Annotated in this window: 13 protein-coding genes and 1 tRNA gene; 1 reads left to right on the plus strand and 13 read right to left on the minus strand. The window is 46.8% G+C overall.

All coding sequences use genetic code 11. The annotated features are described in order from the left end of the window. Window positions 1-71: 71 nt before the first annotated feature. Window positions 72-635: a hypothetical protein gene (locus K401_RS0130175; RefSeq protein WP_024296455.1), complete on the plus strand. Its 564-nt coding sequence runs from the start codon at window positions 72-74 to the stop codon at window positions 633-635. 115 nt (window positions 636-750) lie between these two features. Here the strand turns inward: K401_RS0130175 and K401_RS0130180 are convergent, their stop codons facing one another. The 13 genes from K401_RS0130180 to K401_RS0130240 all read right to left on the minus strand — a co-directional run bounded on the left by K401_RS0130180 (window position 751) and on the right by K401_RS0130240 (window position 14,453). Beyond that, window positions 751-1,155, minus strand: coding sequence for a DUF6465 family protein (locus tag K401_RS0130180; protein ID WP_024296456.1), 405 nt, complete (start codon window positions 1,153-1,155; stop codon window positions 751-753). A gap of 139 nt (window positions 1,156-1,294) precedes the next feature. Beyond that, the gene (yedF, locus tag K401_RS0130185; RefSeq protein WP_024296457.1) at window positions 1,295-1,909 is read right to left on the minus strand and encodes a sulfurtransferase-like selenium metabolism protein YedF; all 615 of its coding nucleotides are present in this window, start codon (window positions 1,907-1,909) and stop codon (window positions 1,295-1,297) included. 1 nt (window position 1,910) lies between these two features. Continuing rightward, window positions 1,911-2,279 (minus strand): helix-turn-helix domain-containing protein, encoded by a 369-nt coding sequence (locus K401_RS32190; protein ID WP_024296458.1) that lies wholly within the window; start codon window positions 2,277-2,279, stop codon window positions 1,911-1,913. Between the two features lie 258 nt (window positions 2,280-2,537). After that, complete coding sequence (locus K401_RS0130195) at window positions 2,538-2,870, minus strand: DUF1292 domain-containing protein (protein WP_024296459.1); 333 nt, start codon at window positions 2,868-2,870, stop codon at window positions 2,538-2,540. Between the two features lie 100 nt (window positions 2,871-2,970). Beyond that, on the minus strand, window positions 2,971-3,495 hold the full coding sequence (locus K401_RS0130200) for a cob(I)yrinic acid a,c-diamide adenosyltransferase (protein ID WP_024296460.1): 525 nt from the start codon (window positions 3,493-3,495) through the stop codon (window positions 2,971-2,973). A gap of 79 nt (window positions 3,496-3,574) precedes the next feature. After that, window positions 3,575-5,419, minus strand: coding sequence for an ATP-dependent helicase (locus K401_RS0130205; RefSeq protein WP_024296461.1), 1,845 nt, complete (start codon window positions 5,417-5,419; stop codon window positions 3,575-3,577). A 200-nt stretch (window positions 5,420-5,619) separates the two neighbouring features. Continuing rightward, the gene (gene gltX, locus K401_RS0130210; protein WP_024296462.1) at window positions 5,620-7,080 is read right to left on the minus strand and encodes a glutamate--tRNA ligase; all 1,461 of its coding nucleotides are present in this window, start codon (window positions 7,078-7,080) and stop codon (window positions 5,620-5,622) included. A 111-nt stretch (window positions 7,081-7,191) separates the two neighbouring features. Beyond that, complete coding sequence (gene mgtE / locus K401_RS0130215; RefSeq protein ID WP_024296463.1) at window positions 7,192-8,541, minus strand: magnesium transporter; 1,350 nt, start codon at window positions 8,539-8,541, stop codon at window positions 7,192-7,194. Window positions 8,542-8,887: 346 nt separating this feature from the next. Then, window positions 8,888-11,440: a transglycosylase domain-containing protein gene (locus K401_RS0130220; protein WP_029701102.1), complete on the minus strand. Its 2,553-nt coding sequence runs from the start codon at window positions 11,438-11,440 to the stop codon at window positions 8,888-8,890. Window positions 11,441-11,604: 164 nt separating this feature from the next. Beyond that, window positions 11,605-11,677: transfer RNA gene (locus tag K401_RS0130225), tRNA-Thr, on the minus strand. Window positions 11,678-11,881: 204 nt separating this feature from the next. Then, window positions 11,882-12,829 (minus strand): L-lactate dehydrogenase, encoded by a 948-nt coding sequence (locus K401_RS0130230; protein ID WP_024296465.1) that lies wholly within the window; start codon window positions 12,827-12,829, stop codon window positions 11,882-11,884. A 65-nt stretch (window positions 12,830-12,894) separates the two neighbouring features. Further along, on the minus strand, window positions 12,895-13,962 hold the full coding sequence (locus tag K401_RS0130235; protein ID WP_024296466.1) for a type IV pilus twitching motility protein PilT: 1,068 nt from the start codon (window positions 13,960-13,962) through the stop codon (window positions 12,895-12,897). Next, the gene (locus K401_RS0130240) at window positions 13,959-14,453 is read right to left on the minus strand and encodes a hypothetical protein (protein ID WP_024296467.1); all 495 of its coding nucleotides are present in this window, start codon (window positions 14,451-14,453) and stop codon (window positions 13,959-13,961) included. Before K401_RS0130240 ends, K401_RS0130235 begins: the two co-directional genes overlap by 4 nt. Window positions 14,454-14,458: the final 5 nt, after the last annotated feature.

The following is a 14,458-nucleotide window of genomic DNA, read 5'->3' on the forward strand; positions in this document are numbered from 1 at the left end:
ATAACATTTGTTTATTATTATTTTCCGAAGTAAATGCCAAAATAGAAAGAGACGAACTTCGGAGGTGCCTTATGTCCTTAATAACCATTACCGCTTATTTTATTATTCCCATATATACTGTTTTGTTTGCCTGGGGAACTGATTGGTTCACTTTGAATTTTTCCGTATTAGGAAGCTTGTCCGCCAGAAAAAATCTGTTTCTCCTGTGGGGCATCATAGTAGGAACATATTTTTATTATGTCTTAAAGCGGATCATAGGCGGACTTCCCAGAAACAAAAAGGAAACCGCTGTCAGCAACTTTGCCTTTTTTTTCCTGGCTATGGCGGTCATCACCCCTTACCTGCCGGATTCCCAGCCTTTTCATGCGGTGCTCCATGTTATTTTGTCCTTTTTGGCATCGATTTCTCTTCTGATCTGCCTCTATATGATCATCTGGAAGCTTTACTGCATGAATCAGGAGGTTTACCGGCCCTATCTCCACTGCCTGCTGATGATAACAGCCATGTCCGCTTTCCTCTTTTTCCTCACCGGGATCGTGAGCACTGTGCTGGAAATCTTCTTCATCCTTTCCAGCACCATCCTGCTGCAAAAACTTTACCAAAGGATCTGTGCTCCAAGGCTCCTGTGGAGATAAGTAAAACCATGATCATAAAAAGGAAAGTACCCGGAAGAAAGAAAACTTCTTACGGGCACTTCCATTTTTCCGGACCTCCCCGTATGTAAAATCATACCGGGGCGAGGGCGGAATACTACAACATGATCTTATACTGGTCGGAGCCTTCCCCGTTCACAGCATAATAAGCAGTATTTTCTTCCGGTTTTACGTATACTTCAATGGTTTTTACTGCAGCACCTTCCTGTTTTGACAGATAATCCTTTTTAACCGCTTCCACCACTTCTCCTGCAGCAATCTGTTTTCCGGAATATTCAATGAATAAGGTTACTTCCGGCTCTGTCTTCTTTGCAGTTGTTTTCCTTGGCGCAGCACTTTTTTTCACAGGTGCCTTCTTGACAGCAGCGCTCTCTTTCTCTTCCTGTACCTTCACTTTACTCACCTGGGCTGCTGCCGCTGCTTTCTTAGCTGTTGCTTTTCCAACTGCTTTCTCTTCTGCGGCTTTTACTGGTCTTTTTCCTGCACTTTTATTGTTTTCCATAATTCTCCTCCTCAAACAAATAAAACGGTGACAACAAATCAAGCCTGCCTGTGATGTTTAAAATTAGCTGAGTGAATTATAGAACGAAACCCATGTTTTGTCAATAAAAACCATCTCTTACATGAAAAACCTGAGATTCTTAAGGCCTGACCACTACCCGGGCACCTGCCATTTTTTCCACAATTTCGTACATATTGGTTACGGAACCAACTCTCAGCTGGTCCGTTAATCCATAGTAATTCAGACAAGTCCCGCAAGTGAGTACCTCCACTCCCTGGGCTTCCAGAGTCTTTAAATCCTCAAGGGACTGGGATCCCTCCACAGACAATTTAGCTCCGCCGTTGTAAATCAAAACTGTCTCAGGAAGCTCGTCCAGCTGGGTAAGAGCGTAAACAAAGCCCTTCATCAGAAGTCGTCCAAGCTCTTCGTTGCCTCCCCCCATCTGATCGGATGAAAGCACGGCCACAAGGCCCTTTTTCCTGGCATCGGGAATGCATTCTGCCTCAGGCGCTGTCTCTTCCGTATCTCCTGATTTTTTGTCCACATGGAACAGGATCTCAAATTCTTCTTCCCCTTTTTTTTCAGAAACAGGAGCAAGTCCCTCGTATTTTCCCAGCTTCATCACATTCTGGACTGCAATTTCATTGTCCACAAGAACCTTTAAAGTTCCTTCTGCCATATTCTTTAATGCCTCTTTTGCCTTGATCACCGGCTGAGGACATGTAAGACCTCTGGCGTCAACAATCTTTTCCATTTTACCGTTCTCCTTTTCTTTTATTTTCTCTTTCCAGTTCTTCCATCAAAATGATCATGGACCGCAAAAGCCGCCTGTTATTATTTGACAGGGTTGCCGCTTTCTGGACCATCTCAATGATTTCATAATCCTTCTGACAAGGATCTCCGTCTTCCGCCTCCTCCTCCAGTAAAGAAAAGAAATCCGACATTTTAATGCCATAGGCCTGACAGATCCTGCCAAGTTTCGGAAGGCTGATATTGGCCCTCCTGCCAAACAAACTGGACAATGTGGACTGAGCGATCCCGCTTTCTTTTGACAGCCTGTACATAGACCACTCTTTGCTTCTGTTGATTTCCTCAATTTTCTTAAGTACCGCCTCGTTGTCCATACAGATACCCCTCACTTCCCATAGATACAATAATAGTAGTATATAGAACGCAACTTTGATAGATTGTAATACTTGTTGTACTTGCTTCTATTTTCAGTACTATTCTATGATCTGTAAGGTTTGATCATTACGTTTTTCTTTGTTGATGCGGTATACGCCAAATGAATATGCAAGCATATTTGTTCGGCTCACTGCCCGCCCAAATCTCAAAACCGGGACCAGTCCCTTAGAAAGGACCTGCCCCGGCTTTTTCTTTGTTTACTCCTCGTCTTCGCCTACCAGCTCGTCGTATTCCGCTTCGTCCAGTAATTCATCAAAGGCATCCGCAACGATCTCATATTCTTCATCATCTTCAATATTTTCAAGATTCGGCTGTCCGTCCTCTTTCTCAAAATAACGGTACAGATAAACTTCTCCTTCTTCTGCCTCAGGGCCGTTCATAGGAAGCAGTGCAATATAATCTCTTTCTCCTGCTGTGAAAATGGTAAGTACTACGCACTCCAGTTCTGATCCGTCATCAAGGGTCAGTGTAACTGTCATTTCCTCCTGGGGTTCCATATCATCCCGCTCTAAATTAGGATCCTGTGCCATCCCGATACCTCTCTTTTTCTTAATCTAGTTGTATGGCGCATTCATCTGCACCTGTTTCCACTCTATCAAACTATCCGGCAAAAATCAAGGGATTTTCTTTTTAATATTCAATTCCCTGCCTTGCCGAAATTCCCCTGTCGTAAGGATGCTTTACCTTCCTGATTTCCGACACATAATCCGCCATTTCTACAAGCTTTTCCGACGGATCCCGCCCTGTAAGTACCACCTCAAGCCCTTCCGGGCGCGAAGAAAGAAACTCCAGAACCTTCCTTTCTTCCACAAGACCGAAATTGCACACAGCCATGATCTCATCTAAAACAAGCAGTTGAAAATCCTCTGTTGCCGCCTTATTCAAGGTCGTCTCTAACAGCTGGGAATAATAGATTTCAGCTTCCGTTTTCTGTTCAGGGGACATCTTTGAAAAAAAGCCAAAGCTTCGTTCACAGGGTGTGACTGTAATATGATCAAGCCCGCCTAATGCCTTTACTTCACCGGAATGATCGGTCTTCAAGAATCGGGTAATAAGCACCTTTTTCCCGCATCCGCAGGCGCGCACAGCCAGTCCTATGGCCGCCGTTGTCTTTCCCTTTCCATCTCCGCAGTATATGTGTATACAGGACTTCATTTCATCTCCTCCTTGCCTTACTATTGTCCATATTTTCAGGACATAAAGGTATGCACGCAGGGTATTCCCTTATTCCTTGTCAATCCCGCCCTAAATATTCCCGGACAAAACGGGAAACCTCCTGCTTTTTGCTGTATCTCTCCCGCACATAATTGACGTGAAGACGTTCCTTTGGCCTTGTCATTGCCACGTAAAACATCCGCCTCTCCTCCTCCATATCAGCAGGAAGAACTGCCTTGTGATGAGGCGTTACGCCCTCATTGGCATCTAAAATATAGACGATCCGGTATTCCAGCCCTTTGGCGCTGTGCATGGTCATAAGGGCGACTCCCTTGGTTCTTCCTTCCCCTGACTGAGCCTGGGCTTTTAACTCCTCCCCATATTCCTTCATATGGCAGAACCATTCCTCCGTGGTGGGATAACCGGCTGCACTTTCCTGAAGCTGGTCTAAAACCTCCAAAAGCTCCTCCGGCTTCATCCTTCGGTACTGGGCATATTCCCGGATATAATCGTCATATCCCACCGCCTTCCTGATATAGTTTACAGCAGCCACGGGAGCCATGTTCCTGATCATTTTTAAATCATATTCCAGCTGTTCGATCCGCTCCACCATCCAGCCCTTATCCTGGTAAAAAGATTTCACCGATTCCCAGTTCACCGGACTGGTTTCAACCGCATCACGGCTGATGTAACGGTTGGGGCGGTTAAGGATCTGGAGTGCATTGGCCCTGGATAATTCACCGGAGGCCACATGAATATAGGAAATTATGTTTTTGGCGATCCAGTGGTCGTATAGATTGGGAACGGAATCCTTCATGGTAAACGGGATATTATATTCCATAAGCTTTTCGATCAGCAGTCTGGGGCCTAAATTCGTTCTGTAAAGAACTGCAATATCCTGCCATTCAAACCCGGCCTTTGCATAAGCCATGATCTCCCTGACGATTTCCATGGTCTCCTCCTGGGGATCCTGCCAGACTCTTGTGACCACAGGCTTTCCAGGTCCTTTTTTCGTGATGATCTTTTTAGGAAAACGCAGCTCATTATGAGCGATCAGCCTTCCTGCTGTCTCCACGATCTCTCTTGTGCTCCGGAAATTCATATTCAAAAGGACCTTTTTTGCTCCCTCATAATCCTTTTCAAAGCCCAGCATGATTTCCGGCTTTGCTCCCCGGAAACGGTATATGGACTGGTCGTCATCCCCTACGATAAACAGATTATTTTCCGGTGCGGCAAGCATCCGGACGATCTCATACTGCACCCGGTTAATATCCTGAAACTCATCCACCAGGATATATTGGTACTTTTTCTGCCATGCTTCCAGGATGTCCTTTCTTTGGACGAACAATTCATAGCACATCACCATCATGTCATCAAAATCAATGAGATTGGCCCTGCGAAGCCTGTCTTCATACGCAAGATAAAGCTGCTTAAATATCTCCTCAGAGCAGTTTTTAGAATAATAATGATTTAAATCGATCATATCTCCCTTTACGGAGCTGATTTCCGACAGGATGGAGGTCACAAATTCCGCCTCATCCTCCACCTCCACCTGACACTTGTCCATGGCTTCTTTTATGTACTGAATCTTCTGCTCCTCCCTCACGATGCTGCTGGCATCGTACCGGTAGGCGAACTTTAAGATCCTGAAAAATATGGCATGAAAGGTTCCAAAGCTGACCGCAGACGGCCTGCCGCCCACAAGGCTTTCAAAACGCTCCTTCATCTCCCTTGCCGCAGCCTTTGTGAATGTGATAACAAGAATATTGGAAGGATCCACTCCGTACCGTTCAATCAAATAGCATATCCGGTGAGTGATGGTAAATGTCTTTCCTGATCCCGGCCCGGCAAGGACCATCATAGGCCCTTTGTTATGAAGAACCGCCTCCTTCTGCGCTCCCTCATATATGACCTGTTCTTTCATAATTTTCCCTCCTAATGAATCAAGCACAATTGGGTTTCAGCCCATACCATGACCAAAAGAAAAGCAGGGCCCGGTTGATCCTGAGCCTCTGCTTCTATATTATAGCTTATCTGAACTTGCAACGCAAGTTCAGATAAAAGGGGCGTTCTTTGCCCCGTCCATCCGATTATGAAAACATCTTTTTGTTTTCATAATATAACCTATTGAGCCCCATTGCTTAAAAGTTGGATTCCCTTTCTTATTCTCGCCAGGGATTCTTCCTTGCCAAGGACCTCCATGATCTCAGTAGCACCTGCCGGAGTCATCTGCTTTCCTGAAACCGCAGTGCGGATGGGCCACATGACAAAACCGGTTTTATACCCCTTTTCGGAAACGTACTTTGAAAGCGTCTCATAAAGCGCATCATTGCTGTAATCCTCCTGGGCTTCCAGAATGGGAACCACTTCCTGCAGTACAGAAAGGGAAGTCTCGCTGCCTGTCTTCATTTTTTTATTGGTGTACATGGAAAGCTCGTATTCCGGAAGAGCTTCAAAAAAGTCAATGTGATCTGCAATTTCCGGAAAAACCTCGATCCTGGTCTTGACCATGGCTGCAATCTTCTTTAAATCCAGATTTTTATTGATCACTGCCTTCAAATAAGGCTCTGCCAGTTCATAGAAACGGTCAAAATCCATGGCCTTCATATATTCACCGTTCATCCACCGCAGTTTTGTCATGTCGAAAACAGCCGGGGATTTGCTGATATTGTGGTAATCAAATTCCCTGATCAGGTCATCCAGGGAGAAAATCTCCTGGTTGCCTACAGGGGACCAGCCTAAAAGAGCCACATAATTCACAACAGCCTCAGAAATAAAGCCCTGCATGATCAGATCCTCATAGGAGGAATGACCGCTTCTTTTGCTCAGCTTCTTGTGCTCTTCGTTGGTGATCAGGGGGCAGTGGACATATACAGGGACCTCCCAGCCAAAGGCGCTGTAAAGGCGGTTGTATTTTGGAGAGGAGGATAAGTATTCATTGCCTCTCACTACATGAGTGATTCCCATAAGATGGTCATCCACCACATTTGCAAAATTGTAAGTGGGGAATCCGTCGGATTTGATCAGAACCATATCATCAAGCTCTGAGTTGTCCACGGAAATGTCTCCATATATTTCGTCATGGAAGGCTGTGGTTCCTTCTGTTGGATTGTTCTGACGGATGACATAAGGCATACCTGCCCCTAAGCTGGCTTCCACTTCTTCTTTGGAGAGATGGAGGCAGTGCTTGTCATAAGTCATGATCTCCTGGCCTTCCACTGTTTTTTTTAAGGAATCCAGTCTTTCCTGGGTGCAGAAGCAGTAATAAGCCTCTCCTTTTTCCACAAGCTTTTTTGCATATTCCAGATAAATTCCGGAGGCCTGGCGCTCACTTTGTACGTAAGGACCTACGCCGCCATCCTTGTCCGGTCCTTCATCATGGTTAAGACCTGTCTCTTGTAAAGTTCTATAAATAATCCCGACAGCACCTTCCACAAAACGTTCCTGATCCGTATCTTCGATGCGCAGAAGGAAATCGCCGCCTTCATGTTTTGCAATCAGGTAAGCATATAATGCGGTTCTTAAATTCCCTACGTGCATACGTCCTGTAGGGCTTGGTGCGTATCTTGTTCTTATTTTACTCATGTGAACACACTCCTATATCTTCTTTCTCGTGATGGGCCGCCAAAGCCGTATAGTACATTATATAACGAACAACTGGAAAAGACAATGATTTAGCAGAAATTTCCGGAGCAATTATAATTCCAGAAGCCTGCATGCCAGCTGGAAATATATGATCAGGCTGACCGCATCCACAATGGTGGTGATGAGAGGAGCAGCCATGATCGCCGGGTCCATATGAACTACCTTGGCTGCAATTGGAAGAACTCCTCCGATGGTCTTTGCCAGGATCACTGTGACCAGAAGGCTCAGCATGACTGTCAGACAAAGCATTTCCTGCCCCGGATAAAGGAGGATCAGGCGGACATAATTCACCAGCCCCAGAATCAGTCCGACCAGGATAGCCACCTTTAGCTCCTTAAAGACCACGCGGAAAATATCCTTTGTTCCGATCTCTCCCACGGCCATTCCCCTGATGATCATGGTGCTGCTCTGGCTTCCCGCATTGCCGCCCGTATCCGTAAGCATGGGAATAAAGGTCACAAGCAGAGGGATCACCGCAAAGGCCGCCTCATATCTGGCCAGAATCCCTCCGGTCACCATGCTGCTGATCATCAGAACGAGAAGCCACATGATCCTGTTTTTCGCCAGCTGGAACACGCTGGTTTTTAAATAGGGCTTTTCGCTTGGGATCATGGCAGCCATTTTCTCAAAATCTTCAGTAGCCTCCTGCTCCATGACATCCACAACGTCGTCAACGGTAACGATTCCCACCAGCCGGTCCTCGTGATCCACCACCGGAAGACTTAAAAGGCCGTATTTCCGGAAGCTGTCCGCCACCTCCTCCTGGTCCTCTGTTGTGACTGCCTTTATCACATGGGTATCCATGATATCGCCGATGGCTACCTCGTAGGGGCTCATCAGTAAGTCCTTGACCGTGACCACCCCCTCCAGCTTTCTTGTGGCATCCATCACGTAACAGGTGTAAATGGTTTCCTTATCCACTCCATGCTTCCTGATATAATCAAAGGCCTGGTCAACGGTCATGGTCTTCTTTAGACCCACATACTCAGCCGTCATGATGCTTCCGGCGCTGTTTTCCGGATAATTCAAAAACTGGTTGATCAGCTTTCTGGTATCAGGAGTGGCATTCTGCAAAACTCTTTTTACCACGCTGGCAGGCAGCTCCTCCAGCATGTCCACCACATCATCCACAAATAAATCTTCTACGATTGTTCCCAGTTCGTGATCAGTTATGCTGTTTATAATGTGTTTCTGCTTCTCCACTTCCAGGCATGCAATCACATCACTGGCCATTTCCTTTGGAAGCATCCGGAATACCACCACTGTTTTTTCCCAGTCCAGCGCCTCAATAAAAGCGGCAACATCCACTTCATTAAATTCCTTCAGCACTTCCTTCAGCTTTCGGAACTGACGGCTGTCAGCCAGCTCCAACAGCTCTTCCATATTGTAATTTTCCTGCATTTCACTCTTCCTCCATATGAACCTTTTTTTCGTCGCGGCTATTATGGAAGCAAAATTAATGCTGCCCTGCCAAACTTCCGGCAACGCAAAATAGCCATAATTACAGAGCCTGCCTGTAATCCATGGCTATCATAAACGCAGAGACTTTCCTCTTTTAACGGCAGCGAAACCAGAGCAGACTCAAAGCATAGGATTCTGCCTTCACTGCCATACGCCTATGATCATTATCTGCTTCCATCTTCTGACTTCGACCTTCCACTCCGGTTCACTTCCTTTCTTAATGATTTTCCTAATTAAGGATAACAGCTGCCGTCATAAAAAGCAACCCCCATTACACTTTTCTCTTTTATTCCATCCCCGGGCCTACTACCACCCCTCCGGAATCAGGGCCGGCGGGGCCAATTCCGGAGGAATTTTCTCCGTCAGGATCAAAATCTCCCGGAAAAACGGGGGCAGTGGTCTCTCTGGGCTTTGTAACTCCAGGACCGATCTCCTGGGGGTTTCCTCCGGAATCCTCCTGCTTTGGCAGGGACTCTGCGTGGCTCACCGCCGCATCAAGCTGGCTCTTCAATCCTTCATAATATTCTGTATTGACCAGCTGGTCTAATAAGCCGTAAGCGGTACTTATTTTTTCTTCCGTAGAGCTGTCCCTGTGGCTTAAGCCGGTTAATTCCCCGATCAGGGACTGGAGGGAGGCAGCCGCCTGCTCCACAGCCTGCAATGCCTGCTGGGAAGCCTCTAAGTTTTTCTGCGCCTGGGACTCCAGTTTTTTACGCTCTTCCTCTTCCTTCCATTTACTTCCATTGGATCTGGCTGCGGACTCTGCCACAGAGGAAAATAAGTCCTTATTTCCTGTTGCAGCGTCTGTTTTTTCCCCTCTGGAATCCACATTCCAAAGGGAAACTGTTGCAGGCATATCCCAGTCCAGAACAGGAAGCCCGTTGTTTATTTCGGCCATAAAGTCATGCCAGATCCTTCCTGAATAGGTTTTTCCGTAAACTCCCGGCATTGCCTTAGGCGTGTCATATCCAACCCAGACAGCTGTGGTGTAATGCTTGGTGTACCCGCAAAACCAGGTATCCTTATTGCTGTTGGTAGTCCCGGTCTTTCCTGCAGCCGGAATGCCAAGCCCCAGGCCGTAGCCTGTGCCGTAAGGCTTATCCAGGGTCCCCTTTAACACATCGGTGATCATATAAGCGGTATCTTCCGTAAATATTCTCTCATCTGCCTGATTTCCGTTGTAGATCTCACCGTCATACTGGCTTTGTAAGCTGACAATACAGGTTCTATTGCTGTACATCCCCTTGTTTGCCAGAACAGAATATCCCTTTGCCATATCCACCACTCTGGCGCCTTCCGTAAAACCTCCGATACTCATACTGCTGTTTCCGTTATCCAGGTAGCTTAAGCCAACAAAATGCATTTTACCCAGATACCCGATACCCGTATTAACGCCGATGTCCCCCAGCACCTGCCAGGCCACCGTATTTAAGCTGCGGTTCAATGCCTCTCTCACGGAAACATTGCCATAATAGCTGCCTCCGCTGTTTTTAGGACCTTTGTCAAATAAGTGGTCATTTACCAGCCTGGAGGGATAATAAAATCCGGTTTCAAAGGCAGGAGCATAGTCAATCAGCGGCTTTATGGTAGACCCTGGCTGGCGTTTGCTTAAAAATCCACGGTTGTACTCGTCATCAGTACCCCTGCCTCCTACAATGGCTACCACATATCCGGTCTGGTTATCAATGCACACCGCCGCCCCCTGTAAGGCGAATTTACCGTTCTCCTGGAGATCCTTAAAGCCCTTCAGCCGTTCATCAATGATCGCCTGCAGAGAGTTCTGGACCGATGTTTCCAGACTGGTGCGTATTTCAAACCCACCGTTTCGGATCATATCGCTTTTAGCCTGATAAAGCTCCTGATACTCTTCCTTATAGGAATCATAAGAGGCCTGATTGTTAAACACATACTGAAAAACAAAGCCGTCGTTCTTCATCAGTTCCAGTGCGGCGCAGTGTATGGCATAGCTTGTCAGGTAATTCTCCTTTGTTCCCGGCTCATAAATCTTAGCAACTGTCAAAGGCTGGGCCTTGGCATAATCCCTTTCCTCTTCGGAGATATATTTGTTGAGAGCCATATTGTCAATGACCTGATCTCTCTTCCATTTTGAGGTTTCCGGATGGGCAACCGGATCATACCTTGACGGGTTATTGCTGATGCCCGCCAGGGTGGCCGCCTCCCAGACAGTCAGATCTTTTGCTTCCTTATCAAAATAATAGCGGCTGGCCTCGGATACGCCGTAGCACCTGTTTGCAAAGAAATTGGTATTGCAGTAAAATTCCAGGATGTCTGACTTTGAGTACTTCTCCTCCATACGGGGAGCGGAAAAAAATTCCGTCAGCTTTCTCTGGAAGGTCTGTTCCTGAGTGAGATAGGTGTTCTTAATGACCTGCTGGGTGATGGTACTACCACCCTGGGTGATTGCCCCCTTATTTTTTACGTATACCACGCCTGCACGCAGTAAGCCTATGTAATCGATCCCATGGTGTTTATAAAACCTTCTGTCCTCCTGGGCAATGTAGGCATTCTGCAGATTTTTGCTGATCTCTGAAATCGGAACGTATTCATAGTGACCGGAGTTGATGGTTCCGATCAGAGTTCCGGCAGAATCATAAATTCTCGTATCCGTTGGCTGGGAAAAATCAGTCTTGACGGTCTTGTCCATGATGGCATCCGCCTTCTCTTTACAAGCCATGATCTCACTCTGATATTTTAAAAATACCACGCCGCCTGCCAGACAGCCCAAAACCATGATCCCCAGAAACACGAAAAGAATAACTTTAATCGGCCGAAAGAATATGGACCATGGACTCTTGTGCTTCTTTTTATGCTTTCCCATATCAATATGCCTCCTTTTCATCATTTTTGTATCCTTTTGGATCAAAAGAATATGCTTGCATATCCAGTTGATTCACAACCTTAAGGCTAAAGATTTTCTCCTTTAACCTTTACATATGACAAAAACGGGAAGCCTCTTTATTAAGACTTCCCGTTTGTTTTCAGAGCTGATGACGGGACTCGGACCCGTGACCTCCTCACTACCAATGAGGTGCGCTACCACCTGTGCCACATCAGCATCTTTTTGGTTCATCGCCTGAACCTCGTATATCATAGCATGGGAAAATCGGTTTGTCAACGCTTTTTAAAATTTTTTCTAAACAATACAAAATAACAAAAATTTAAAATTATTGTCCTGCAATCACACTCATATCCATGGCCATGAAAGGGAAGGAGAACAGGAAAAACCGGCCTCCCGTTTCCTATTCTCTTCCACATGTTTTTATAAAATTCCTTCAAAACTTTCCCGAAGCGTGTCACAGGATTTGTGAAACTGCTTTCTCTCTTCTTCCGTCAGAGACAGAGAAAGAACTCTTTGTATTCCGTTTTTATTGATGATGCAGGGAACTCCTGCATAAACCTCCGACTGCCCGTATTCTCCCCGCAGCATGGCTGATACCGTAAAAACGCTGTTTTCATCTCCAAGAATAGCTCTGGTGATCCTGGTGAGGGCCATGCCAATCCCATAATAGGTGGCCTGCTTGGCCTCAATGATCCGGTAAGCGGCTCCCCGGACTTCGTCTTCGATCCGTTTCAGCTCTTCCCTGCATACCAATTCCTCCTCTTCTTCACAAAGGGACAAAATGGGCTTTGTGGCGATCATGGCCTGGCTCCAGGGTACAAACTCACTGTCCCCGTGCTCACCCATGACATAGGCATGGACATTTCTCGGATCCACCCGCAAGGATTCGCCAAGTAAATACCGGAGGCGAGCAGTATCCAGAGCAGTGCCGCTTCCAAGCACCCGTTTGGGATTAAAGCCTGACAGAGAATAAGTGATTCTCGTCATAATATCCACCGGATTGGTGGCTACCAGGAAAATCCCGTTAAAGCCGGATTCCGCCACAGGCTGCACAATGGACTGAAACACAGAAGCATTGCGCTTTAACAAGTCAAGCCTTGTCTCTCCCTGCTTCTGCGCAACTCCTGCGCAGATCGCAACAATGTCTGCATCGGAACAATCCCGGTATTCTCCGGCATAGATCTTCATATGAGAGGCAGAAAAAGCGAGCCCATGGTTTAGATCCATTGCCTCGCCTTCCGCCCGTTTTCTGTCAATATCGATGAGAACCAGTTCATCACAAACTCCCTGGTTCAAAAGGCAGTAGGCATAGCTCATCCCAACCATGCCTGTTCCTACTAATACAATCTTTCTTTTATCTGTTCTCATAATCCTGCCACTCTCCTCTCATTGTTATGGATAGTGTATCTGCCTGAAATGGAAACTATGCGCGCTTACAGCCCCCGGTCCATCTTTTTTATCATTAATTCACTGTTGCTGCTGTAAATGATGGCGTTTTCCCTGGTGATCTTTCCATCTTTATATAAATTTAAAAGGCTGGCGTCCATGGAGATCATACCTTCTCCCTGGCCGGTGGCGATCACGGAATCGATCTGGTGAGTCTTGGACTCGCGGATCATATTCCTGATGGCATTGTTGAAAAACATGATTTCAAATGCAGGATAAACGCTGCCATCCAAAGCCGGAATGAGCTGCTGGGAAACCACTGCCTGAACCACCATGGAAAGCTGCATCCGGATCTGCTGCTGCTGATTGGGAGGAAAATTGTCGATGATGCGGTCAATGGTATTGGCCGCTCCCACCGTATGAAGGGTGGAGATCACCAGATGGCCGGTTTCGGCAGCCGTCATGGCGATCCGTATGGTTTCATAATCCCTCATCTCTCCCACAAGGATCACATCAGGCGCCTGGCGAAGAGCCGCCCGTAGACCGGTCACATAGCTGTCCGTATCCGTGGTAACCTCTCTTTGGGTCACCACGCTCTGTTTATGGCGGTGAAGGTACTCAAGAGGATCTTCAAGGGTGATCACATGAGCGTTGCGTGTATTGTTGATTTTGTCGATGATACAGGCCAGAGTGGTGGTCTTGCCGCTTCCGGCAGGCCCTGTAACCAGGACAAAGCCTTTTGTCATCCTGGCAATTTCCATAACGGTCTCAGGAATATGAAGCGCCCTGTAATCAGGCAGTTCAAAGGTTACCACCCGGATCACCGCCGCAAGAGAACCTCTCTGACGGAATACGCTGGAACGAAACCTGGAGACACCGGGAAGGGCAAAGGAAAAATCATCATCTCCATGCTCCCGCACCTTTTCCATTGTCCGGTTTCCAGCCAGCTCATACAATTCCGTGATCAGCTGTTCCATTTGAACGGGAAACAGCTTTTCTTCATTCTGATATACGATCCTGCTTCCTATTTTATATGAAAACGGCATGCCAGGCACCAGAAAAATATCTGATGCATTCTGGGCCACAGCAGCACTTAACAAGTCAATTACCTTCATTTTCCAGTCTCCTGATCTTTCATTTCTCCGCCTGTCCACACGGGCATGGAATTATCAATTTCATAATCTTCTGTCTGAATTATCTTCCACTTGGATATCCGGATGTCCTCCCTTTCCTCCGGCTGTAAGAGCAGCTCTATAAAAAGGGCCTGGGACCGTTCCATTGGGATTTGCACAGTTACGGTTTCTTCCTCCGGATGATAGGCTTCTCCAAGCTCCCGGACCAAAAGCCGTTTCCTCTCCTGGGAATCCAGGCTTTTTTCCCGGACCACTGCCGTCTGTTTTAAAACCATCTGATAAAAAGCTTCCCCCTCCCCATCTGCCCGGTAATACTCTGTCACAGCCAAAGCATTGCGCTCCGCCAGATTCCACTCGCTTTTGGCGGTGCTTAAGGAAAGCAGCCCAAAGGTTATCAGGCACATGACAATAAATATGAGAATAAGGGAAGGAGTGCCTATGTTGGCCTTGTATCTGTTCTCCTGTTTTGCCATGGTTC

The organism is Lacrimispora indolis DSM 755 (assembly GCF_000526995.1).
GTDB lineage: Bacteria > Bacillota > Clostridia > Lachnospirales > Lachnospiraceae > Lacrimispora > Lacrimispora indolis.

Bases quoted from the DNA above. Each gene is read 5' to 3' on its own strand.
- K401_RS0130240 (WP_024296467.1), bottom strand. From the start codon at position 14,453: ATGGCAAAACAGGAGAACAGATACAAGGCCAACATAGGCACTCCTTCC.
- yedF (WP_024296457.1), bottom strand. From the start codon at position 1,909: ATGGAAAAGATTGTTGACGCCAGAGGTCTTACATGTCCTCAGCCGGTG.
- gltX (WP_024296462.1), bottom strand. From the start codon at position 7,080: ATGAGTAAAATAAGAACAAGATACGCACCAAGCCCTACAGGACGTATG.
- K401_RS0130230 (WP_024296465.1), bottom strand. From the start codon at position 12,829: ATGAGAACAGATAAAAGAAAGATTGTATTAGTAGGAACAGGCATGGTT.
- K401_RS0130220 (WP_029701102.1), bottom strand. From the start codon at position 11,440: ATGGGAAAGCATAAAAAGAAGCACAAGAGTCCATGGTCCATATTCTTT.
- mgtE (WP_024296463.1), bottom strand. From the start codon at position 8,541: ATGCAGGAAAATTACAATATGGAAGAGCTGTTGGAGCTGGCTGACAGC.
- K401_RS0130205 (WP_024296461.1), bottom strand. From the start codon at position 5,419: ATGAAAGAACAGGTCATATATGAGGGAGCGCAGAAGGAGGCGGTTCTT.
- K401_RS0130200 (WP_024296460.1), bottom strand. From the start codon at position 3,495: ATGAAGTCCTGTATACACATATACTGCGGAGATGGAAAGGGAAAGACA.
- K401_RS32190 (WP_024296458.1), bottom strand. From the start codon at position 2,279: ATGGACAACGAGGCGGTACTTAAGAAAATTGAGGAAATCAACAGAAGC.
- K401_RS0130180 (WP_024296456.1), bottom strand. From the start codon at position 1,155: ATGGAAAACAATAAAAGTGCAGGAAAAAGACCAGTAAAAGCCGCAGAA.
- K401_RS0130235 (WP_024296466.1), bottom strand. From the start codon at position 13,962: ATGAAGGTAATTGACTTGTTAAGTGCTGCTGTGGCCCAGAATGCATCA.
- K401_RS0130175 (WP_024296455.1), top strand. From the start codon at position 72: ATGTCCTTAATAACCATTACCGCTTATTTTATTATTCCCATATATACT.
- K401_RS0130195 (WP_024296459.1), bottom strand. From the start codon at position 2,870: ATGGCACAGGATCCTAATTTAGAGCGGGATGATATGGAACCCCAGGAG.